Origin of the sequence: Sphingorhabdus sp., assembly GCF_023910635.1 — a bacterium.
GTDB lineage: Bacteria > Pseudomonadota > Alphaproteobacteria > Sphingomonadales > Sphingomonadaceae > Sphingorhabdus_B.
The window spans coordinates 1-21,877 of sequence record NZ_JAAVVZ010000003.1 but is presented as its reverse complement, the minus strand read 5'-3'; the positions used below and the strand labels follow the sequence as shown (position 1 = coordinate 21,877).

General features: G+C 55.3%; 24 protein-coding genes and 1 pseudogene. 13 read left to right on the top strand and 12 right to left on the bottom strand.

The window, feature by feature from the left end:
* Positions 1-52 precede the first annotated feature (52 nt).
* Together nhaA and HEQ34_RS01960 are read left to right on the top strand one after the other, a co-directional pair.
* Entirely contained in the window at positions 53-1,273 is a 1,221-nt protein-coding gene (nhaA, locus tag HEQ34_RS01965) for a Na+/H+ antiporter NhaA (protein ID WP_296196671.1), read from the top strand.
* Positions 1,270-2,589, top strand: a complete 1,320-nt coding sequence (locus HEQ34_RS01960; RefSeq protein WP_296196669.1) for a hypothetical protein — start codon at positions 1,270-1,272, stop codon at positions 2,587-2,589. Before nhaA ends, HEQ34_RS01960 begins: the two co-directional genes overlap by 4 nt.
* Here HEQ34_RS01960 and HEQ34_RS01955 read toward each other — a convergent pair.
* From HEQ34_RS01955 to HEQ34_RS01945, 3 genes are read right to left on the bottom strand one after another with little or no spacing between them, the layout of a single operon-like run.
* The gene (locus tag HEQ34_RS01955; protein WP_296196667.1) at positions 2,586-2,969 is read right to left on the bottom strand and encodes a type II toxin-antitoxin system death-on-curing family toxin; all 384 of its coding nucleotides are present in this window, start codon (positions 2,967-2,969) and stop codon (positions 2,586-2,588) included. The genes HEQ34_RS01960 and HEQ34_RS01955 overlap by 4 nt on opposite strands.
* A 9-nt stretch (positions 2,970-2,978) precedes the next feature.
* On the bottom strand, positions 2,979-3,206 hold the full coding sequence (locus HEQ34_RS01950; protein ID WP_296196664.1) for an AbrB/MazE/SpoVT family DNA-binding domain-containing protein: 228 nt from the start codon (positions 3,204-3,206) through the stop codon (positions 2,979-2,981).
* Positions 3,207-3,230: 24 nt separating this feature from the next.
* Positions 3,231-3,365, bottom strand: coding sequence for a hypothetical protein (locus HEQ34_RS01945; protein WP_296196661.1), 135 nt, complete (start codon positions 3,363-3,365; stop codon positions 3,231-3,233).
* A gap of 62 nt (positions 3,366-3,427) precedes the next feature.
* Here HEQ34_RS01945 and HEQ34_RS01940 point away from each other — a divergent pair.
* Positions 3,428-3,733, top strand: a pseudogene (locus HEQ34_RS01940) (histone deacetylase family protein); the annotation flags it as partial.
* Between the two features lie 4 nt (positions 3,734-3,737).
* Here HEQ34_RS01940 and HEQ34_RS01935 read toward each other — a convergent pair.
* The 7 genes from HEQ34_RS01935 to ykgO all read right to left on the bottom strand — a co-directional run bounded on the left by HEQ34_RS01935 (position 3,738) and on the right by ykgO (position 9,144).
* Positions 3,738-4,694 (bottom strand): energy transducer TonB, encoded by a 957-nt coding sequence (locus tag HEQ34_RS01935; RefSeq protein ID WP_296196658.1) that lies wholly within the window; start codon positions 4,692-4,694, stop codon positions 3,738-3,740.
* A 40-nt stretch (positions 4,695-4,734) separates the two neighbouring features.
* Positions 4,735-5,664: an electron transfer flavoprotein subunit alpha/FixB family protein gene (locus HEQ34_RS01930; protein ID WP_296196657.1), complete on the bottom strand. Its 930-nt coding sequence runs from the start codon at positions 5,662-5,664 to the stop codon at positions 4,735-4,737.
* Positions 5,661-6,407: an electron transfer flavoprotein subunit beta/FixA family protein gene (locus HEQ34_RS01925; protein WP_296196654.1), complete on the bottom strand. Its 747-nt coding sequence runs from the start codon at positions 6,405-6,407 to the stop codon at positions 5,661-5,663. The genes HEQ34_RS01930 and HEQ34_RS01925 overlap by 4 nt, the downstream gene beginning before the upstream one ends.
* A gap of 136 nt (positions 6,408-6,543) precedes the next feature.
* Entirely contained in the window at positions 6,544-6,786 is a 243-nt protein-coding gene (locus HEQ34_RS01920) for a hypothetical protein (RefSeq protein ID WP_296196652.1), read from the bottom strand.
* Between the two features lie 9 nt (positions 6,787-6,795).
* Positions 6,796-8,004, bottom strand: a complete 1,209-nt coding sequence (sucC, locus tag HEQ34_RS01915; RefSeq protein ID WP_296196649.1) for an ADP-forming succinate--CoA ligase subunit beta — start codon at positions 8,002-8,004, stop codon at positions 6,796-6,798.
* A 164-nt stretch (positions 8,005-8,168) separates the two neighbouring features.
* Positions 8,169-8,780, bottom strand: coding sequence for an HAD family phosphatase (locus HEQ34_RS01910; protein WP_296196646.1), 612 nt, complete (start codon positions 8,778-8,780; stop codon positions 8,169-8,171).
* A 238-nt stretch (positions 8,781-9,018) separates the two neighbouring features.
* The gene (gene ykgO, locus HEQ34_RS01905; RefSeq protein WP_125229386.1) at positions 9,019-9,144 is read right to left on the bottom strand and encodes a type B 50S ribosomal protein L36; all 126 of its coding nucleotides are present in this window, start codon (positions 9,142-9,144) and stop codon (positions 9,019-9,021) included.
* A 153-nt stretch (positions 9,145-9,297) separates the two neighbouring features.
* On the opposite strand from ykgO, the gene HEQ34_RS01900 reads away from it, so the two are divergent.
* The 5 genes from HEQ34_RS01900 to HEQ34_RS01880 all read left to right on the top strand — a co-directional run bounded on the left by HEQ34_RS01900 (position 9,298) and on the right by HEQ34_RS01880 (position 16,671).
* A complete protein-coding gene (locus tag HEQ34_RS01900; RefSeq protein ID WP_296196643.1) occupies positions 9,298-9,891 on the top strand; it encodes a DUF4136 domain-containing protein in 594 nt (197 codons plus the stop codon).
* Between the two features lie 160 nt (positions 9,892-10,051).
* Positions 10,052-11,188: a M14-type cytosolic carboxypeptidase gene (locus HEQ34_RS01895; RefSeq protein ID WP_296196641.1), complete on the top strand. Its 1,137-nt coding sequence runs from the start codon at positions 10,052-10,054 to the stop codon at positions 11,186-11,188.
* Positions 11,189-11,474: 286 nt separating this feature from the next.
* A complete protein-coding gene (locus HEQ34_RS01890; RefSeq protein ID WP_296196638.1) occupies positions 11,475-12,350 on the top strand; it encodes an ABC transporter ATP-binding protein in 876 nt (291 codons plus the stop codon).
* Between the two features lie 15 nt (positions 12,351-12,365).
* Entirely contained in the window at positions 12,366-15,956 is a 3,591-nt protein-coding gene (locus HEQ34_RS01885; RefSeq protein WP_296196636.1) for a M1 family aminopeptidase, read from the top strand.
* A 172-nt stretch (positions 15,957-16,128) separates the two neighbouring features.
* A complete protein-coding gene (locus HEQ34_RS01880; RefSeq protein ID WP_296196634.1) occupies positions 16,129-16,671 on the top strand; it encodes an AAA family ATPase in 543 nt (180 codons plus the stop codon).
* Here the strand turns inward: HEQ34_RS01880 and HEQ34_RS01875 are convergent.
* Both HEQ34_RS01875 and HEQ34_RS01870 read right to left on the bottom strand, forming a co-directional pair.
* Positions 16,668-16,946 (bottom strand): addiction module antidote protein, encoded by a 279-nt coding sequence (locus tag HEQ34_RS01875; RefSeq protein ID WP_296196631.1) that lies wholly within the window; start codon positions 16,944-16,946, stop codon positions 16,668-16,670. The genes HEQ34_RS01880 and HEQ34_RS01875 overlap by 4 nt on opposite strands.
* A complete protein-coding gene (locus HEQ34_RS01870) occupies positions 16,943-17,248 on the bottom strand; it encodes a type II toxin-antitoxin system RelE/ParE family toxin (RefSeq protein ID WP_296196629.1) in 306 nt (101 codons plus the stop codon). Before HEQ34_RS01870 ends, HEQ34_RS01875 begins: the two co-directional genes overlap by 4 nt.
* A 434-nt stretch (positions 17,249-17,682) precedes the next feature.
* Between HEQ34_RS01870 and gpmA the strand changes: the two genes are divergently transcribed.
* From gpmA to HEQ34_RS01845, 5 genes are all read left to right on the top strand, one after another.
* Positions 17,683-18,366, top strand: a complete 684-nt coding sequence (gene gpmA, locus HEQ34_RS01865) for a 2,3-diphosphoglycerate-dependent phosphoglycerate mutase (RefSeq protein WP_296196626.1) — start codon at positions 17,683-17,685, stop codon at positions 18,364-18,366.
* A gap of 103 nt (positions 18,367-18,469) precedes the next feature.
* Positions 18,470-18,958: a 5-(carboxyamino)imidazole ribonucleotide mutase gene (purE, locus tag HEQ34_RS01860; RefSeq protein ID WP_296196624.1), complete on the top strand. Its 489-nt coding sequence runs from the start codon at positions 18,470-18,472 to the stop codon at positions 18,956-18,958.
* Positions 18,959-18,967: 9 nt separating this feature from the next.
* Positions 18,968-20,038: a 5-(carboxyamino)imidazole ribonucleotide synthase gene (locus HEQ34_RS01855; RefSeq protein ID WP_296196621.1), complete on the top strand. Its 1,071-nt coding sequence runs from the start codon at positions 18,968-18,970 to the stop codon at positions 20,036-20,038.
* Between the two features lie 24 nt (positions 20,039-20,062).
* Positions 20,063-20,560, top strand: coding sequence for a dihydrofolate reductase (locus HEQ34_RS01850; RefSeq protein ID WP_296196618.1), 498 nt, complete (start codon positions 20,063-20,065; stop codon positions 20,558-20,560).
* Between the two features lie 24 nt (positions 20,561-20,584).
* A complete protein-coding gene (locus tag HEQ34_RS01845; RefSeq protein WP_296196615.1) occupies positions 20,585-21,808 on the top strand; it encodes a dipeptidase in 1,224 nt (407 codons plus the stop codon).
* Positions 21,809-21,877 lie beyond the last annotated feature (69 nt).

Sequence of the window (21,877 nt, the reverse complement as noted above, 5' to 3'; positions counted from 1 at the left end):
ATTTTCCGCCTTTACTTGCCATCTTTTGGCCGACCCGCCATAAGGAATGGTGATGATTGGAACTGTAAAACAACCCGCCAAAACTTCTGCTTTGCGGGCATTTTTGTCTAGTGAAGCAGCGGGCGGTATTTTGTTAATGGCTGCCGCCGCATTGGCCATGATTATTGCCAATTCGCCAATTACTGAAAAATATAATGATTTTTTACATTTGGTGATCGGGCCGGAGTTGACGCCAAAGCTTGGCCCGATGACCGTTCACCTTTGGATAAATGACGGTCTGATGGCGATTTTCTTCCTGCTCGTCGGGCTGGAGATTAAGCGCGAATTTGTTGACGGACATTTGTCGACTTGGGCCGACCGCACGCTTCCAATGGTTGCCGCTGCGGCGGGGATGTTTGTTCCGGCGCTTGTTTATCTGGCTATTGCGGGAGGTGATCCTGCATTACAGCGTGGCTGGGCTATACCGGCTGCTACGGATATTGCATTTGCCATTGGCGTGCTCGCGCTTTTGGGCAGTCGGGCGCCTGCTTCCCTGAAACTGTTCCTGACGACCGTTGCCATTGTTGATGACATGGGCGCGGTGGCGATCATAGCTGTATTTTATACAGCCGAGTTAAACATCCCCGCGCTGGCCGCTGCTGGCGGCATTTGGTTCGCTATGATGATGCTGAACCGTTTTGGGGTAAATGCCCTTTGGCCATATCTGATCCTCGCGGCTCTGTTATGGTACGCGACATTGTTATCCGGCGTGCACGCCACCATTGCGGGCGTAATGGCAGCATTTGCCATTCCCTTTCGCCGAACGCTGGCTGCACCTGACGCGGAAGATTCGGCACTCCACCGCCTGGAACACGCGCTAGTGAAGCCAGTTGCATTTCTCATTGTACCGATTTTTGGGTTCGCCAATGCGGGTGTCTCGTTGGCCGGCACCAGCTTTGCTGCGCTGGCTGCGCCGCTGCCTCTTGGTATCGCGATGGGCTTGTTTTTGGGCAAACAAATTGGAATCTTTACCAGCGTCTGGATCGCGGTCAAACTTGGCATTGCTGCGCGTCCTTCACATGCAAGCTGGCGGCAAGTCTATGGCGTTGCGCTGCTGTGCGGTATCGGCTTTACAATGAGCTTGTTTATCGGCGGCCTTGCGTTCACTGGACCGGATCAGGCGGATGATGTCAAAATTGGGGTTCTGATGGGCTCTATCCTGTCGGCGATAATTGGGTATTTAATCCTGCGCTTTGCCGCGCCGCAAAAAAATATATCTGAAAGCACCATATGAATCTTCGCTACATCATCCTTCCGCTCGCTTTGCTTGCGTCGGCTTGCGCCACCGTTGCGCCAGTGGCTCCAGCCCCCGCAAATGTCGCCGCACCGGCGATGTCGATTGCTGCTATCTCCGATGCCTATATCCGGTTGACCCTTGAGGCGGGCACGCATGAAGCGGAATATGTCGATGCGTATTATGGCCCGCCCGCGCTGCAAGACGTAGCGAAGGCAAATCCGCGATCACTGGCACAATTGATCGTCGAAGCCCGCGCGCTGACGGCGGCTATTGATGCAGCGTTGCCGTCCTTACGCGCCGAATCGGACCGCCGTCGCGCGGTTGCGTTACGCGGCGTGCTGGTGGCTGCCGACACACGGTTGCAAATGCTTCAGGGCCGCAAGTTTTCCTTCAACGATGAAGCACAAGGTCAGTTTGCAACGGTGCCGGACTTGAAACCTCTGGCGCATTATGACGCCATATTGGCCAATCTTGAAACGATGATTCCCGGCGATGGTCCGCTCGCCGCACGCGTCGATGCCTTTAATGAGCGTTATGTCATTCCCAAAGACCGGTTGCAGCCTGTGTTTGACGCCGCAATTGCCGAATGTAAGCGCCGCACGGCGCAATATATCCGTTTGCCAGCGGGCGAGACGTTCGCGATGGAGTTTGTCACGGGCAAGCCTTGGTCAGGCTATAATTATTATAAGGGCAATTATAAAAGCCTGATCCAGATCAACACCGACCTGCCGATTCGCATCAGCCGTGCGGTCGATTTGGGCTGTCACGAAGGCTATCCGGGCCACCATGTTCTCAACCTGATGGTCGAAGAACGGCTCGCGCGCAAAAATGGGTGGAAGGAATATGAAGTTAATCCGCTCTACAGCCCGACCAGCGTGTTATCCGAAGGCAGCGCCAATTATGGCATCGATCTGGCATTCCCTGCCGCAGAACGCTTGGCGTTTGAACGCGATATTCTATATCCAATCGCTGGCCTCGACCCCAATTCTGCGCAAGCATTTTGGAAAATGCAGCAAATGACCGAAGCGCTATCGGGCGCCCGTTTGACTATCGCGAAAATGTATCTCGATGGTGCGGTTACACGGGCGCAGGCACTTGAGTTAACGCAGAAATATCTGTTGCTCTCGCCCGCGCGCGCGGAACAATCGGTGAAGTTCACCGACCATTATCGCAGCTATGTGATCAACTATGGCTGGGGCAAGGATCTGGTCCGCAATTATATCGAACGCGGTAATCCAGATACGGCCGAGCGGTGGCGTCGGATGGAGAAAATATTGAGCGAACCGACGCTGCCAGCGGACTTGCTGCCTTAGCCAAGATGTTCGCGGAACCAGGCAGTGAGTTCGTCTTCGGTTAGTTCTCCGGCGGCGAGGGCAACAAATGCGACAACGAGTTCTGCGTCCGTTGCCAATAGCAGGCCGCCGTTCAGCATAAGAAAAGTTTCGCTCACCACGGCCGCCGTGCGCTTGTTTCCGTCCACAAATGGGTGGTTAAGCGCTATACTATAGGCATAGCTAGCCGCCAATTCACTGATGTCAGGTTCGCCGTAAAGCGCGAGATTTTGCGGGCGTGCCATGGCGTTTTCGAGCAATCCCGATTCGCGAATTCCTTCACCGCCACCATGTTCGGCAATTTGCTCCGCATGCGCGGCAATCGTAACGTCGAGCGTTACCCAAATCCAAGCCTGTGTCATACGCAGTTCTTACTTAGCGAGTTCGCGCAGCGCACGCTTCCGCTGCGCCATCACTTCGCGGGCAATTTGCATTTGTGCGTTGAAGTCCGCGTCAAAAGGTTTTAGCTCAAGACCGCTATCGGTATCGCGTTTCGTCAAAACATCGCCAACCTTTGCTTGCAACCGGTCGAGATCGCGCTTTGGCAGAATGATAGCGGCGCTGTTGCCGACTCTGATGATTTTTACAGTTTCGTTCATACGAACGTTATAACACGATCCGGCCTATGCTGACAAGCCCGCCACACGCACGTCCACGGTAAGGCGGACGAGATGCTCTTCCGGAGGCAAGCGGCTGGAGTCGACCAAATGCCATCGGCCCTCCAGAACGACCTCAGCCACCGCATCGAAATCCGGCACGTCTATGCTAACGGCATAACCGCAACCAGGCGGGCAGGCAACTCTGCGGCGCGGGAGAAGGCGAAGGTGCAGGTAGAACGCTTAACCTGCCATTGCCGCAGGGGACCGAGATGGGCGCTTTCCGCGTTGCGCAAAGCAAAGCGCTTGAGGCAATTGCCAACTGCGCGCCCGGCCTGTTGATCTTTAGCTTTGGTGCAGACACCTTTGGAGGTGATCCAATCGCCAATTTTGCACTGCAAACACCGGATTATGCGGCGCTGGCCAGCAACATTGCCGCCGCCGGATTGCCGACGGTGGTGCTGACCGAAGGCCGCTATGCTGTCGATAAATTTGGCGAAAATCTGGCCAGTTTTTTAAGCGGGTTTTGAACTTTTAGGGGAGGGCAAAATAAACATTGTTTTGATAATAAGACGCCAGCGGCTGGCCCTGTGCATCAAGCGCGGGGGAAAAACGCGCGCGCCGCATGACCGATTTGCAAACCGCATTGTCAAATTCTTTGGGACGCGTTGTCGCCTGAATATGGCAAGCTGCGGGTACACCATCGGGCCCAATGCTGAGCCGAAAACTCACCAATGCGGGCTGACCAGCAGATAGCATTTCGTTGGGATAGTCAGACGGCATAATCCACTTATCGGGAGATTTCAACGGCGTGACCGTGCGGCTTAGCGTCTTGTGCCTTTCAACATCTACACCCCAGCTTGTCAGGAGATTGTCGATGCAGGTATCGAGCGCCGCCAACGGCGCACGCATTGAACCTGTTTCCAGCATGACTGGTTTTCTCAACGGTTTCCCAACGCGCAAATGGCGAACTGCCTTTTGACGGTCTTCACTTATGGGCTGAATCACTACCCATTCGGTTTTTCCCCGATTTTTGATCGCCAATAGTTCCGCCGCGCTTGGCGGTGCGATGCGCGCGCTGCCAGAAAAGACCAAGGCGGGTTCCTTGCCAAGATTTCCCTTCAAAAAGGCAAGCTGCTGTTCCTCCTCTGTGGGTCCGAACTGAATATCGGCATCCCCTTTTTCGACAAATGTTTTAACTACCTGCCCGGCAATCGTTAGACGGAAATATTCGCTTGGGCCAAAGCGGTCCATGAACAACAAAACGGTTTGCTTGCCTTCGCCAAATTGACGGCCGAGTCGGCATCGTTCGTCGGCATAATCGACTTGCCATGCCGATGTAGGTTTCAAAATCAACGGTGCAGGCGCTGCGGCGGCCGCGGGTGCGGGCATACCGAGGGCGACAAATAGGAGCGATGCGACGAATGATTTTGCCATAGCCAGCAAGCTACACAGCACAAGGTCGTCGTCACAAGGAAAAAGGGCGGACATTTCTGCCCGCCCTTAAAAATTTACAATTGATTGCAAGCTCCTACAGCTTACCAACAAGCTCCGGCACGACCGTGAACAGGTCACCAACGAGGCCAATATCCGCAACTTGGAATATCGGCGCGTCTTCGTCCTTGTTGATCGCGATGATGACCTTGGAGTCCTTCATGCCTGCCAAATGCTGAATCGCGCCGGAGATACCGACGGCGACATATACTTCTGGGGCGACGATCTTGCCGGTCTGGCCGACTTGATAGTCATTGGGCACAAAGCCTGCGTCTACTGCGGCGCGGCTTGCGCCAACGCCAGCGCCAAGCTTATCAGCCAATGGCAAGATGGTTGCGGCAAAAGTGTCCGCATCTTTCAACGCACGACCGCCCGATACGATGATCTTGGCAGAGGTGAGTTCAGGGCGTTCTTGCTTGGCGATCTCAGCGGACAGGAATGTTGACGTGCCTGCATCGCCGCTGCTTGCGACCGCTTCGATCGTCGCCGAACCACCGGCGGCTTCCGCCTTGGCAAAGGCCGTACCGCGCACGGTGATGACCTTCTTGGCATCCGACGACTGCACCGTGGCAATCGCGTTACCGGCATAGATGGGACGCGTGAACGTATCCGCGCTTTCAACCGATAAAATGTCCGAAATCTGCATGACGTCAAGCAAGGCCGCTACGCGTGGCGCGATATTCTTACCGTTCGATGTGGCTGGCGCCAAGAACGCGTCATGCGTTGCCATCAATGACGCAACCAATGGCGCGACATTTTCGGCCAGTTGCTGTGCATATATAGCGTCATCGGCAACATGCACGGTGGTCACACCAGCGATCTTTGCAGCCTGTTCGGCAACCGCACCGCAGCCTGAGCCAGCAACGAGGACATGTACTTCGCCTAGCTGCGATGCAGCGGTGACGACAGCAAGCGTCGCATCCTTCAACGATGCATTGTCATGTTCGGCATAAACGAGGGTCTTCATGCGGCCACTCCCATTTCCTTAAGCTTTGCAACCAACGCATCAACGTCGGCAACCTTGATACCGGCGCTGCGCACGGGCGGTTCAACAACCTTCAACGTCTTGAGGCGCGGGCTGACGTCAACGCCATAATCGGCAGGCGTTTTCTGCGCGAGCGGCTTTGACTTTGCCTTCATGATGTTGGGCAGCGACGCATAACGCGGCTCATTCAAGCGCAGGTCAGTCGTAATGATCGCGGGCATCTTCAACGACAATGTCTGCAAACCACCATCGACTTCGCGCGCAACATGCACTGCATCGCCAGATACGTTTACCGTATTGGCAAAGGTGCCTTGCGGACGACCCGTTAACGCAGCGAGCATCTGCCCGGTCTGGTTGCTATCATCGTCAATGGCTTGCTTGCCAAGAATGACAAGGCCGGGCTGTTCTTCGTCCATGATCTTGGCGAGGATCTTGGCGACTGCCAAAGGCTCGACATCTTCAGCGACAACGAGGATCGCACGATCAGCGCCCATGGCGAGTGCAGTCCGCAGTGTTTCTTGCGCCTTGTCCGGTCCAATCGACACCGCGATCACTTCCGTCGCAACGCCCTTTTCCCGCAAACGCAACGCTTCTTCGATTGCGATTTCGTCAAACGGGTTCATGCTCATTTTGACATTTGCCAAATCAACACCCGAACCATCGGGCTTAACCCGCGGTTTTACGTTATAATCGATGACCCGCTTAACGGGGACGATGATCTTCATGTGTTCATCCTTCCATACCGACTCAATAAGGCAATTGGATGCCTGCTTAATCTGTTGCGCCTATGCTTAACGTTTACGTGAACGTCAAGTGCGTCTGCCACATAATCCTATATCGCTGCTTAACCGATCTCGGTCCCTAATTTGTGATTTCTATACGACGTTCAATCCGGTCCAATCGATCACGAACGGCGTCAGGCTGCACTTGCAGATGCGCTGCCACTTCTGCGTCTTGAGCTTGATCCCGCCGAAGGCCAATTACCGCTGAGTAGGTTTCATTCTGCCGCATGGTCAGTTCACTGATTTTGCTTTCGATACGCTCAAGGGTCGCTTGAAAGCGCTTGAGATGTTCGAGCATCAGATTTTCGACTTTTCCCGACATAATGTTGTCCTACGCCGCTTTGCGGACTTCCGCGACAATTTTTTCCGCCGCATCGCCAAGGTCGTTCGCCGATACGATGGGTAGGCCCGAATTGGCCAAGATGTCCTTGCCCTGCTGCACATTGGTCCCTTCAAGACGCACCACGAGCGGCACTGACAGGTTCACTTCCTTGGCCGCGGCAACGATACCATCGGCAATGATGTCGCATTTCATGATGCCGCCAAAGATGTTGACCAAGATGCCCTTTACGGCGGGGTCCTTCAAAATGATCTTGAACGCGGCTGTTACTTTTTCCTTCGATGCGCCACCACCTACGTCGAGGAAGTTGGCAGGAAATTCGCCATTCAACTTGATAATGTCCATCGTCGCCATGGCAAGGCCAGCGCCATTGACCATGCAGCCAATGTTGCCGTCGAGTTTAATGTAAGCCAGATCATATTCCGATGCTTCGACTTCGGCAGGGTCTTCTTCGGTCAGATCGCGCAGTTCGGCGAGGTCCTTGTGACGGAACATCGCATTGCCGTCAAAACTGACCTTGGCATCAAGCACAAGAAGCGCGTCGCCACTCTTGCCTTCGCACACTGCCAGCGGGTTGATTTCGATCTGTTCGGCATCGGTGCCGATGAACGCGCTGTAGAGACCGGCAAGCACAGTCTGTGCCTGCTTGGCCAAGTCGCCCGTCAGGCCAAGTGCCTTGGCAACGCTGCGCCCATGATGGGGTTGAAGGCCAGTGGCGGGATCGATCAATATGGTGTGGATTTTCTCGGGGCTGTCATGCGCCACGTCTTCGATGTTCATGCCGCCTTCGGTCGAGGCAACAACCGCGATACGGCTTGTCGCACGGTCGACGAGCAAAGCGAGGTAGAATTCCTGCTTAATGTCGGCGCCATCGGTAATGTATAGGCGGTTGACCTGCTTGCCTTCGGGGCCGGTCTGGATCGTTACCAGCGTATTGCCCAACATGTCTTTTGCATAGGCCTCAACCTCGTCCAGATTGAAGGCCAAGCGGACGCCGCCCTTTGCCTCAGGTCCCAATTCCTTGAACTTGCCCTTGCCGCGCCCACCGGCATGAATCTGCGACTTCACCACGTAAAGCGGGCCGGGAAGCTGCTTAGCGGCGGCAACCGCCTCTTCCACGCTCAATGCCGCGATACCAGCGGGTACAGCCACACCGAATTTTGCGAGCAATTCTTTGGCCTGATATTCATGGATATTCATGGGAGATGGCGTCCTGAAAAAGATAGTTTCAACGGTTGCTTAAGCACAGACGCGCCATGAATGGAAGGGCTTGCGCCGATGTTTTTTGGTTCACGCAGAGGCGCAGAGGGCGGGGAAAACATGTCCCAATCGCTGCATCCTCCGCGCCTCTGCGAGCAAAAAATTCAGAGCAGTAAATCAAGCGCCACCAATTCACGACGAAGCGAGGCTGCATCCGTAAAATGATGCGCCGCAAAACCGTTTTCGCGCGCACTGATGACATTGTCATGATTATCGTCGATAAAAATCGCTTCGCCCGACTTTAGTCCGAAACGCTGCAACGCGAGCGCGTAAATGGCTGGGTCAGGCTTCACCAATTTTTCGACTCCCGACACGATTATGTCCTGAAAACGGTCGAATATCGGCTGGGTGGGACGAAACATATCCCAAAACTCAGCGCCGAAATTGGTTATCGCAAATAACGGCACGCCGCGTTCGGCGAGTTGCTGCACGATCTGCAGTGACCCTGTGACGGGTCCGGGAATGGTCTCATTGAAACGGGTGGCGTAGGCCGCAATCAACGTGGCATATTCTGGAAATTGAGCAATCCGCTCGGCAACCATATCGTCCAAAGCGCGACCCGCATCATGTTGGAAATGCCATTCGGGCGTCACAATTGCTGTGATGAAATATTCCAGCTCGCCCTTGTCCGTGATCAGCTTTGCAAAAAGATGCCTTAGATTCCATTCGAACAGCACGTTGCCGACATCAAAGACGACGGTGGTTATCTTGGCCATTAATCACACCCCATTTGTCATTCCCGCGAAGGCGGGAATCCATGGACTAACTGTTCCTTGCGCAACAACGTCAGCGTTGAATTATCCCTCTGGCCATGGATTCCCGCCTTCGCGGGAATGACGTTGTTGGTGCTAAAACATAAAATCAAGGCTAAGGCGCAAAAAAACCGCCCGCGAATCAGATTCGGAGCGGCATTTTGCCTCATCCAAATGCCCGCATCGCGCAGGCAGGACCAAATTAACCCTGGCGCGCCTTGAAGCGTGGTTGGGTCTTGTTGATGACATATGTGCGGCCCCGGCGACGAATCACGCGGTTATCGCGATGGCGGCCCTTGAGCGACTTCAGAGAATTAACGACTTTCATCGGATTTACCCGTCTAATAAATGCAAGAAGCTTGAATTGAAGGCGCGCTCCTATGGGTCGGGCACTGGAAAGTCAAGCGTGATTGGCGGTTTTATCCGATTCAGCCTCCATACATAGCTTGCCATGATATATGACGCGCCTAAGAATAGGACCATGATGAAAACCGCCCGAATATTGCCACTTCTCGCCCTTTCGCTGCTGACGGCTTGTGTTGTCCCCACTGGCCCTGTTGAGGTTACGCGCTTTAACCGCGCGGCCGAAGGCGTGTCCTATGGCAATGGCAGTTTCATTGTTGAGGTTGCTGGCGAATCGGCGTCTGATCGAGCGCTATCGGCCTCGCCTTATCTTGCGGCGGTTGCGCGCGAAATGCAGCGTGTCGGCTATCGTAATCAAGCCGGGATAAGCGATGTTGTGGCCGAGATACGCTTTGGCGCGACAATGATCCGTCCGGACCGCCGTTCGCCAGTTTCAGTTGGCGTAGGCGGTTCTACGGGCACTTATGGGTCGGGCGTTGGCCTTGGCCTCGGTATCAATCTTGGTGGTGGTTCGGCATCGCAATTGCAGACAACATTGGCGGTGCGCATTATCAGACGCAGCGACCAATTGGTGATTTGGGAAGGCACGGCGGTGCAAGCTGCCAAGGTTGGCTCACCCGCCGCGCAACCCGGCATCGCCGCATCAAAATTGGCCGAAGCCTTGTTTAAGGACTTCCCCGGCGTGTCGGGTGAGACTATTCGCGTGCCATGAACAGCCAGACCGTGCCGTGAACAGCCAGACATTGTCATTCCGGCGAAAGCGGGAATCCATTAGCTGAGCTTTCGTATTAACACACCGGCGCAGCTTGCTGCACGGTTAGTCCATGGATTCCCGCTTTCGCGGGAATGACAAAGTGGGGAAGTAAGATTTTATGCCGATTACTGACATCAATGCCGCCTTCGACAGCGGCAACATCATCGTTCATGCCATCGACGACAATGTTGCGACGCTGGGCATCCGCAAGGATAAGGATTCGGAATTCGCGCAATGGTTTCACTTCCGCGTTGCATGCACCGCAGGCGAAGAACTTGCATTGCGGATTACCGGACTCGAAAGCAGCGCCTATCCCGGTGGTTGGCCCGATTACCGGGCTTGCGTCTCCGAAGACCGCGATTATTGGGGCCGCGCCGATACGACCTATGACAAGGCAAAAGATGGCGGGACATTGACCATCCGTTACACCCCCGCAAGCGATCTTGCGTGGTTTGCCTATTTCGCCCCCTACAGCATGGAACGCCACCATGATTTGATTGCCGAGACGGCATCGCTGGAAGGCGTGACCTATCGTTGCCTTGGCCGCAGCATCGAAGGCCAGCCGATTGATTGCCTCGAAATGGGCCATGGCGATACGCAGGTCTGGCTCTATGCGCGGCAGCATCCGGGCGAGACGCAGGCCGAATATTGGATGGAAGGCGCCATCGACATGCTGACGGACCTAAGCGACCCGCATACGCGGCGACTGCTTGATAAATGCCGCTTCCACATTGTGCCCAATTGCAATCCGGATGGAAGCTGCCGTGGGCATTTGCGGACCAATTATCTGGGCGTTAACCTGAACCGTGAATGGGCCGAACCGTCGGCGCAGCGTAGCCCCGAAGTGTTGGCTATCCGCAACGCGATGGATGAATCAGGCGTGCATTGGGCCATGGACATTCATGGCGATGAAGCGATTCCAGCGGCATTTATGGCGGGGTTTGAAGGCATTCCGTCATGGACCGATGATCAGGGTGATCGCTATAATGCTTTCATCAACCGCCTTTCGGCCCGCACCCCCGATTTTCAGACCGCGCTGGGTTATACCAAAGCTGGCCCGGGCAAAGCCAATCTGTCGATGTCGACGAACCAGCTCGCGGAGCGTTTCGGCCCGTCTCATGGTTGCGTCTCAATGACGCTGGAAATGCCCTATAAGGACACCGTCCACGGCAACGACCCCGACCAAGGCTGGTCCCCCGAACGCTGCCGCTTACTCGCCCGCGAATGCCTCGCAACCTTGGCGGAGATGGTTTGAGTAGCAACTTGCCGATACCCAATCACAGGGTTTTCAGGCGGCGGAAAGTCCAGCTTGATTGATGCTCTATCCATCAGCGGATATACCGTCGTGCCGGAGGCAGGACGAAACCGCCGATTTCAAATTCTATTATACCGACAAATAGGGTCAGGATTGTCGGCGCGACAGTCTCACTGCGCGATCAGGGAAATGTTACTCGTCGAGCACCGAATGTCGTTTGTCGAAAACGAATTTATTTTGACATTGATCCATTCACTGTAGTAGGCAGGTAATACAGGAGGAATTAATGCTCGAAATCAGTGGTGTAAGCCATGTGTATGCAAACGGAACACGGGCGCTCGATAATGTTAGCCTGTCGATACCGCGTGGTATGTATGGTCTACTCGGGCCCAATGGCGCGGGCAAATCTACACTGATGCGAACCATTGCGACGCTGCAGACGCCCACCGAGGGCGCGATCCGCTTTGGTGATCTCGATATATTGGCAAGTCCTGATCAATTGCGGCGGAAACTCGGCTATCTGCCGCAGGATTTCGGCGTTTATCCTCGTGTGACCGCTTTCGATATGCTCGACCACATGGCGGTGCTGAAGGGCATATCCGTCAAAAGCGAGCGCAAGGCAGTTGTCGAAACGTTGCTGAACCAGACCAATTTGTGGAACCATCGCAGAAATTTCATTGCCGGTTTTTCGGGTGGGATGCGGCAACGGTTCGGGATAGCGCAGGCGTTGATCGGCAACCCCGAACTGATCATCGTCGATGAACCGACCGCTGGACTTGACCCTGAAGAACGCAACCGTTTCCTTAACCTGCTCGCCGGCATCAGCGACAATGTCGTCATCATCCTATCCACGCATATCGTAGACGATGTTGCCGACCTTTGCCCGCGCATGGCGGTGCTGGCGGGCGGCAAGGTGCAACTTGAAGGCGCGCCGCTCGACCTCATCGCCGCGACAAATGGCCGCGTTTGGAAAAAGACCATCGCGCGCGAGGATCTGGAGGCGTATCAAGAACAATATCAGGTGATTTCGACACGGCTGTTCGCCGGACGCACCATCATCCACATCCTTGCGGACAGTAAGCCAAAAGGTTTCGACGATGTCGAAGCGGGGTTGGAGGATGTCTACTTCACCACGCTCGCCGACCTGCGTCGCGCGGCTTAAGCGGGGGATCTGGTCATGTTGATAGGCGTCGCGCGTTTCGAATTGCGTTACCAGTTCCGCAACCCGGTTTTCTGGGTGTCGCTCTTCCTGTTTTTCCTGCTCGGCTTCGGCGTAACCGCAAGCGAGAATGTCAGCATCGGCACGCCGGGCACGGTGCATGAAAATGCGCCCTTTGCGATTGCTTCGATGATCGCGCTGGCCTCGCTGTTCTATCTGTTCGTCATCACCTCCTTCGTCGCCAACGCAATCGTCCGCGATGACAGCAGCGGTTTTGGTCCAATCATCAAGTCGACCTCAATCGGCAAAACAAATTATGTGATGGGGCGCTTTCTTGGCGGTTTGGCCATCGCGCTGATCGGTTATCTCGCCATTCCCGTGGGCATGTTTTTTGGGTCGGTGATGCCTTGGGTCGATGCAGAAACCGTCGGCCCGCAAAATCCCGCCTTTTATCTCTGGCCGTATCTTATCCTTGCGATCCCCAACATCATCCTTGCCAGCAGCCTATTGTTCGGGCTGGCGACGGTCACACGCTCAATGTTGTGGAGCTATATTGGCGTTGTAGTGCTCGTGATGGGGTATCTGATCGCTACCTCGATACTGGGATCGAAGGTCGAATATCAGCAATTGATGGCGCAGTATGAGCCACTCGGGTTCGGCGCGCTGGCGGAAGCAACGCGCTACTGGACCGCAGCCGATATGAATTCGCGGTTGCTGCCGCTCGATAATAATATTCTGTTTAATCGCGGGCTGGTTCTGGCAATTTCGGCGGTGTTGCTGGCGCTGACCTATTGGCGCTTTTCGATGGAAGAACGTGCACCATCAAAACGCCTTTTGAAGAAACTGGCGCGGCAGCGGGCGTCCGAAGTTGAAGCGACGCCGACGCAGATTGCGTTGACAAAGGCGACACAGCGCTTCGATGGAGCGACGACGCGCGCCCAGTTCATGGTGCGACTTAAGACTGAGATCATGCAGGTCTTGCGCAGTCCAGGCTTGATTGTGCTGTTGTTGCTTGGGGTCATCTATGCTGCAGCAGGGCTTTGGCTGACGGAGACGCTCTACGGCACGCCGTCGCACCCACTCACCGCAGATATCATCACAAATATCATCTCGGGCTTCTCGCTTTTCCTTTTGATCATCGCGATCTTTTACGGCGGCGAACTCGTCTGGCGCGAGCGCGATGCAAAAATCAGCGAGATCATAGATTCGACGCCTGCGGCGAATTGGGTCATCACCATTCCCAAGGTCTTCGCGATCCTTGTCGTCCTGTTGCTCATCAACGTGGCCGCAATGGCAACCGGCCTTGTCTTCCAACTGATAAAAGGCGCGGCCGATTTTGGCATTGCCAGCTATTTTGGCTGGTTCATCATACCGGTGACGGTTGAGATGCTTATGATTGCTGTCCTCGCGGTATTTTTCCAAGCATTGAGTCCGAATAAATATGTCGGCTGGGGCCTGTTCCTCGTCTATTTCATCGTGGGGATTTTTCTCTCTAATTTGGGCTATTCGAACGCGCTTTACGATTATGGCGCTACCCCCGCCGAACCGCTGAGCGACATGAACGGAAGCGGCGGGTTCAGTTTCGGCGCCTGGGTACTGCGCGTTTATTGGCTGGCGTTCGGAGTCATCCTGTTGGTGATCGCGCATCTCGTCTGGCCGCGTGGCACGGACACACGCTGGCGCAGCCGCCTAAAGCGCATCCGCCCCGGCCTTCGCGGCGCACCGCTCGGATTGATCGGCGCGGCGGTCGTGGCGATGATCGGGACGGGCAGCTACGCTTATTATAATTTCAAAATCCTCAACCGCTATGAAACCAGCGACGAGGGCGAAAAATTCCTCGCCGATTATGAAAAGAGATATCTGAAATATGAAAGTCTGCCGCGTCCGGTAGTCAAATCGGTCGAACTGGATGTGCAGATATTCCCTAAAGATCGCCGCATGGAAGTGATTGGCAGCTACCAGATGCGCAACGAAACCGCAGCGCCGATATATGAGGTGCATGTGCGCCAAGGCGAACGTGATGTGGAATATACCAAGCTTGCACTTGCTGGCGCAAAGCTAGTGACGGATGACAAAAAATTTGGATACCGCATTTTCCGTTTCGACCAACCCTTGCAGCCAGGCGGCGAGGCATCACTCGATTTCGCGTCGCGCCTCCACCACAAGGGCTTCCGAAACGGTGCCCCAGCCACTGAGGTTAACCTCAACGGGACGTTCGTTAACAATTTCCTGTTTGCGCCGATCATCGGAATGAACCGGTCAGCCTTACTGCAGGACCGCACCGTCCGGAGGCGTCAAGGCCTTCCCGCGGAACTTCGCATGGCCAAGCTCGAAGACATGAGCGCCACCCGCGAGAACTACGTTCGCACCGATTGGGTGATGTCCGATATCACCGTTACGACCGATGCCGACCAGACACCGATTGCACCGGGGCGTAAGCTTACGGACAGTGCCAAAAATGGTCGCCGCACCGCGCATTTCGTCTCCAGCGTGCCCATTCAAAATTTCCTGTCGGTGCAGTCTGCGCGATATAAGCTTACCGAGCGCATGCATGACGGCATCAAGCTGTCGATCTACCATGACCCGCGCCACGTTTGGAACGTGCCAGCGATGCTTGGCGCACTTGAGGCGGGCCTGGATTATTTCCAGGCCAATTTCGGGCCCTATCAGTTCGACCATGCCCGCATCATCGAATTCCCAGGCTACCAGTCGTTCGCGCAGGCTTTTGCTGGGACGATGCCCTATTCGGAAAGCATCGGCTTTGCCGCTGATGTAACTGACAAGGACTCGATTGATTACGTGACCTACGTTACCGCGCATGAGCTGTCGCACCAATATTGGGCGCATCAGGTGATCGGCGCCGACATGCAAGGGGTGACGGTAACGTCCGAAACGCTGGCGCAATATTCGGCGCTGATGGTGATGAAAAAGCTATATGGCAAGGACAAGATCCGCCGTTTCCTGAAATACGAACTCGACAATTATCTGGGCGGACGCAAGGGGGATGCCATTGGCGAACAACCGCTCTACCGCGTCGAAAATCAGGGCTATGTCCATTACCGCAAAGGTTCATTGGTCATGTACCTGTTGCAGGAACGGCTGGGCGAAGCCGCAGTTAACAGAGCTCTGGCTCGCTTTATTCAGACATGGAAGTTCAAGGGCGCTCCTTTCCACCGCTCGGTCGACCTGATTACCGAATTGCGCAAGGAAGCCACCACGCCCGAACAACAGGCGCTGATTACCGACCTGTTCGAGAAGATCACGATTTACGATTTGAAGGCGAAAGAGGCTAAGACCGCAAAGTTAGCGAACGGCTTGTGGCAGACGTCGATTAGCGTCGAAGCAGCCAAATATTATGCCGACGCCAAGGGCAATGAAAAGTCCGCGCCGCTGGCAGAATCAATCGAAATCGGTCTATTTGGGGGTCGCCCGGGCATCGGCGCGTTCGGTAAGAATGACGTGGTCTCTATCGAACGCAAGCCAGTAAAGAACGGCGTGCAGACAATTGTCATCACCTCAAAAATTAAACCGAAATTTGCCGGGGTCGATCCGTATAATTTTTACATCGACAAAAATTCGGATGACAATGTGGTGGATGTGACGGGTTAATGTCCTTCGTGTAGGCGTAGGTTTCAGTCGATTGATGCCTACAATTTATGCGCTGGGCCCGGATGCTGGTGCATGGTCGCAAGGTTGGAGAGCCTGCCAGGACAAGGTTTCGGAATTCGCGCAATGGCTTCACTTCCGCGAATGCCTCGCGACCTTGGCGGAGATGGTTTGATTGGCAAGCAGCCGGTATCTTATCACGGGGTGTTCAGGCGGCGGGAAGTCTAGCTTGATCGATGCTCTATTGATCAAGGGGTATGCTGTCGTGCCGGAGGCAGGGCGAATGATTGTTCAGGAGCAGCTTGCTATTGGGGGTAAGATTTTGCCTTGGCTGGACATGACTTCGTTTGTTCGCCGTCTTTCGCAAGATTCAATTGAACAGTTTGACCACGTCAACGACCTCGATAGACCCACCTTTTTTGACCGAGGATTTATCGAGGCACTTGCGTATTGGCGGTCATCTGACTCCCAAGCTTTTTTGGCATTCAAAGATGAAGTCGGCGGGCGAAGATATAGTGATCCGGTTTTTGTAACACCGCCTTGGCCCGAATTGTTTGTCGACGATGCGGAGCGTCGCCATGATTTTTCCGCAGCCGTAAAGGAATATCATTTGATTTGCGAAACATTGACCGATTTTAACTACCGGCAAGTCGAAATTCCGAGAATGCCAGTACGCGACCGCGTCGAATTCATAATGAGGCAAATTGACATTGCCTAGGCCGCAACAGACAACTTGACCCCCAAAGCCCGCGTTACCGCCAACAGCGTATCTAAAGTTGGGTTTCCTTCTTTGCCAAGCGCTTTGTAAAGCGCCTCGCGCGCAACTCCGGTTTCCTTCGATAGCCCCGTCATCCCGCGCGCTCGCGCCACCGCACCAAGCGCCGCACGGATGTCGTCAGCATCCCCTTCTTCAAACACAACTTTCAGATAGGCGACGATTGCTTTTTCGCTGTCGAGATAATCGGCACTGTCATAAGGTTTTGTTTCGATCATGAGTCGCTCCGTTTCCATTCATCGGCTATGGCCCTCGCCAGTTTGATGTCATTATTCTGTGTCCGCTTGTCGCCGCCGCACAACAGGATGATCAGGACATTGCCCCGTCGCATCACATAAACCCGATAGCCCGGCCCATAGTCGATCCGAAGTTCGCTTAGGCCGTTGCCGATATCCTTCACGTCGCCGAACAGACCGCGCGCCAGCCGGTCTATCCGGACCTGAATCCGCGCCCTCGCATTTGAATCGCCGACTTTTCGCAGCCACCGATCAAAAGTTTCCGTACGACGAACTTCTATCATATGTAATCCATATATTACATATCGTAACTTGTCAATCGGATACAACCGACATGAAAGCTGCGATGCACATCAGCAAGGACGACCTGACAGGCGTTGAAATTCGGGCCTTGCTCGAAACGCATTTTGCAGGGATGTTAGCAATGAGCACGGATGTTCAGGCTGCAACTGTAGGCTTAACCCTCAACGCGCATATACCATATTACGCGCTTACCCCCCTCGTCATTCCCGCGCAGGCGGGAATCCAACTCCCGAACGTTCCGTATCCTCGACCACCGCGTGAAAATCGATTAGTCAGGCGTTGGATTCCCGCCTGCGCGGGAATGACGAGGGGGAGTTGAACAGGAATCTGCACGAAAACCCCTTCAGTCGTTTCATGACCTTGGCGATTTAGCGAACTTGCGTTAGGGCGCGGGGATACGATTCAGGAGCCTCTCATGCCAAAACTCATCCTCATCCGTCACGGCCAATCGCAGTGGAACCTTGAAAACCGCTTCACTGGCTGGTGGGATGTCGATGTCACCGAAGAAGGTGCGGCTGAGGCTTGGGCGGCAGGCGAGCTTATGAAGGAAAAGGGCATCGCGCCCGACACCGCCTTTACCAGCGTGCAGACACGGGCAATCAAGACGCTGAATCTGGCGCTGGAGGCGATGGGGCGCCTGTGGGTTCCGGTGACGAAGAATTGGCAGTTGAACGAACGGCATTATGGCGGGCTAACGGGCCTGGATAAAGCAGAGACAGCGGCAAAGCATGGCGCGGATCAGGTGAAGATCTGGCGCCGCAGTTTCGACATTCCGCCGCCGCCGCTTGCGCCAGGATCGCCTTATGACCTGTCCAATGACCCGCGTTATGCCGGTATAAATATTCCGGCGTCAGAAAGCCTCAAAGACACCATTAACCGTGTGCTGCCTTATTGGGACAGCGCGATAGTGCCTGAATTACAGGCCGGAAAAACCGTATTGATTTCGGCGCATGGCAATAGCCTGCGCGCGCTCGTCAAGCATCTGTCGGGTATCTCCGATGCCGACATTAACGGCTTGGAAATCCCCACGGGTCAGCCAATCATCTATGAATTGGACGACCATCTGAACGGTGAATATTACTATCTGTCCGAGCATTAAGTTCACTTTAAGCATTCGGGCGGTTAACGCCGCGTTGCTGGATTGCGCCTTTGGCACCACAAGGCTAAGGCCATGGCCATCGAACTTGTCAGGGGAGTGACATATGACCGACGCAGCGCCGATCATTGGCATCATCATGGGAAGCCGTTCGGACTGGGAGACGATGCGAGAAGCCTCGGCGACGCTTGCTGCACTGAATATTCCCCATGAATGCAAGGTGGTGTCTGCGCATCGCACGCCCGAACGTCTTTATGATTATGCAAAAAGCGCAGTCGGGCGTGGCTTGAAATGCATTATCGCGGGCGCAGGGGGCGCGGCGCATTTGCCCGGCATGGCGGCATCCATGACGCGGCTGCCGGTGTTGGGCGTACCCGTGCAATCCAAGGCGCTGGACGGCATGGATAGCCTTTTGTCCATCGTGCAAATGCCGGCAGGCATCCCGGTTGGTACATTGGCCATTGGTAAGGCAGGCGCAACAAACGCGGCGCTTTTGGCGGCGGCAATGCTGGCGAATGAAGATGCCGCGCTGGCCGAACGCTTGGACGCTTGGCGCGCGGCACAGACGGCTTCGGTCGCCGAAACGCCGGAATAAGGCGCATTTATGGCGGCATTACCCCCCGGATCGACGATTGGCGTATTGGGCGGTGGTCAGCTTGGCCGTATGCTGGCGACTGCGGCTGCGCAATTGGGTTATCGCTGCCATATTTATGCGCCGCCCGGGGACAATGTCGCCTGCGATGTCACGGCCGCTTATACGGTCGCCGAATATGATGATCTGGTCGCGCTGAAGGCGTTTGCAATGGCTTGCGACGTGGTGACATTCGAATTTGAAAATGTACCCGTGACGCCGCTCGAATCGATCACTGGCCTTGTTCCGGTATACCCGCCGCTCAAGGCACTTGAAGTGGCGCAGGATCGTGCAGCCGAAAAGCAGTTTGTCCGCGCACTTGGCGGGAAAACCGCCGAGTTTGCGACTGCGCAGGACGAAAGCGCCCTAACCGCTGCGATTGCGGCTGTAGGCACCCCGTGCATCCTGAAAACCATTCGCTTCGGCTATGACGGCAAAGGCCAGTCGCGGATCATGGACGAGGGTGACATAAAGGGTGCGTGGGAACGCACAGGCGGACAGCCGCTCATTGCCGAAGCCATGGTGTCGTTTGATGCGGAATTCTCGGTCATATTAACGCGTGGCCAAGATGGTGAAATCCGTTTTTGGGACAGTTCGCAAAATCTGCATATCGGTGGCATCCTCGCGAAATCGACACTGCCGGCCGGGCCCTTGGTCGAAAGCCAGCAACAAGCGGCGCGTGATATGGCATCGGCGGTCGCATCGGCGCTGGATTATGTCGGCGTCTTTACCGCTGAATTCTTCGCCAGCGCGATAGGCCCCTTGTTCAACGAAATCGCGCCCCGCGTGCACAATAGCGGACATTGGACCATCGAGGGCGCAGTCACGAGCCAGTTTGAAAACCATATTCGTGCCATTTGCGGGCTCCCGCTTGGAGCCACCGAAACCTTGGCGAAACGCGTCGAAATGGAAAACCTGATTGGCGACGATGGCGATCGCTTTGAACAAATTCTGGCTGATCCGGCGGCGCATCTGCATCTATATGGCAAGGCAGAAGCAAGACCCGGCCGAAAAATAGGCCACGTCACCCGCTTGTATAGGTAAGAAAAAGTCGGCAAGACGAAGGACATGAATCATCCCGAAATCGTTCTTGTCCTCGCCCGCGCCTTTAATGGAACAATCGGGAAGGATGGCGGCATGCCATGGCATATCCCGGCCGACCTGCGCCATTTCAAGCAAGTGACCAAGGGGCGGCCCATGATCATGGGCCGCAAGACCTTTGATAGCCTGCCGGGCTTGCTGGAGGGCCGCCGCCACATTGTGCTTACCCGCGACCATGATTGGGAAGAGGAGGGCGCTGAAGTTGTGCATTCGGTCGAGGAAGCATTGAAGTGCGCCAATGGGCCGCATGTCTGCGTCATCGGTGGGGCCGAAATCTATGGCCTGTTCCTGCCGCTGGCGGACCGCGTTGAGCTCACCGAAATCGCGGCCAGTCCCGATGGTGATGCGACCGTCCCCGCGTTTGACATGTCGGTCTGGCAAGAAATTGCCCGGGATAGCCATGCAGCGAAAGGCGGCGCTCCTGCCTATGATTTTGTAACGTTGTTGCGGCGGGCTGCGGCGTAAACGTCGGGGGTCATAGGGTGGATTATGCGTAAAAAAATCTGGATACCGGCGACGTTGATTGCCGCTGCTGCTGTAGGATTCTTTGGCTTCCTGCCGGGCTATGTCGAAGGGTCAATGAACCAGATTGACGGCAAGCCGCTGATCGCGGTCAGCGATGAGGCGAAAGAGCTTCATCAAACTCTTACGATTGTTGACCTGCATAGCGACAGCCTGATGTGGGATCGTGACATAACGGAGCGTGCCAGCCGCGGCCATATGGATTTACCGCGTTTGCAAGAAGGCAATGTCGCGCTGCAGTTGTTTTCATCGGTGACGAAGACGCCGAAGGGCCAGAATTATGATGGCAATGGTGCCGATAGCGACAACATAACACTGCTGACCGTGGCGCAGTTGCAGCCGGTAAAGACTTGGAATTCGCTGGTCGAGCGGTCGCTTTATCATGCGGAAAAGTTACGCGCTGCGGTGGCTAGGCAGCGAGTGTCTGTTTATAATGATCGCAATTTAGTGCCCTGGTTTTTGGTTGATGACGCACTTGGAGTGGCCAAAATTGCGGAATATCATGGGCCGGATGCTCCACCACCCGATCACCCTTTTCCTCGCGGCGCAATGCTCACGATTGAAGGATTGCACAATCTTGAAGGCAAGGCCGCCAATTTGGACCGACTCTACGACGCCGGTTTCCGCATGGCTGGCCTGACCCATTTCTTTGACAATGAACTGGCTGGTTCCATGCACGGCCTGAAAAAGGGCGGACTGACCCCTTTTGGCCGTGACATTGTCCGGCGAATGGAAGCAAAGGGCATGATCATCGACATCGCCCATTTGTCGCACACGGGCGTCGCAGAAGTGCTGGCCATGGCCACGCGGCCGGTCGTCTCCAGCCATGGCGGCGTGCAGGCGACGTGTAAGGTTAACCGCAACTTGACCGACGACGAAGTGCGCGGTGTGGCCAAGACCGGCGGCGTCATTGGCATTGGGTATTGGGATGGCGCCTTGTGTTCGACCGACCCGCGCGCGGCAGCCAAGGCGATGAAGCATGTCCGCGATTTGGTGGGTATTCAATTTGTCGCTTTGGGCTCGGATTATGACGGCGCGACCACCGTGCGGTTTGATACTTCGCAATTGGTTCAGGTGACGCAAGCGTTGATGGACGAAGGCTTTACTACAGCCGAAATCCGCGCGGTCATGGGCGAAAATGCGCTGCGCGTTATCCGCGCGGGCTTGGTGCCGAGGGCGAGTGCGCAATGAGGTTTCGACTTAACCGTAGCCCTGAGCAGCAGTCGCGCAGCGGCTGCGTCCGTCGAAGGGCGGCCATTT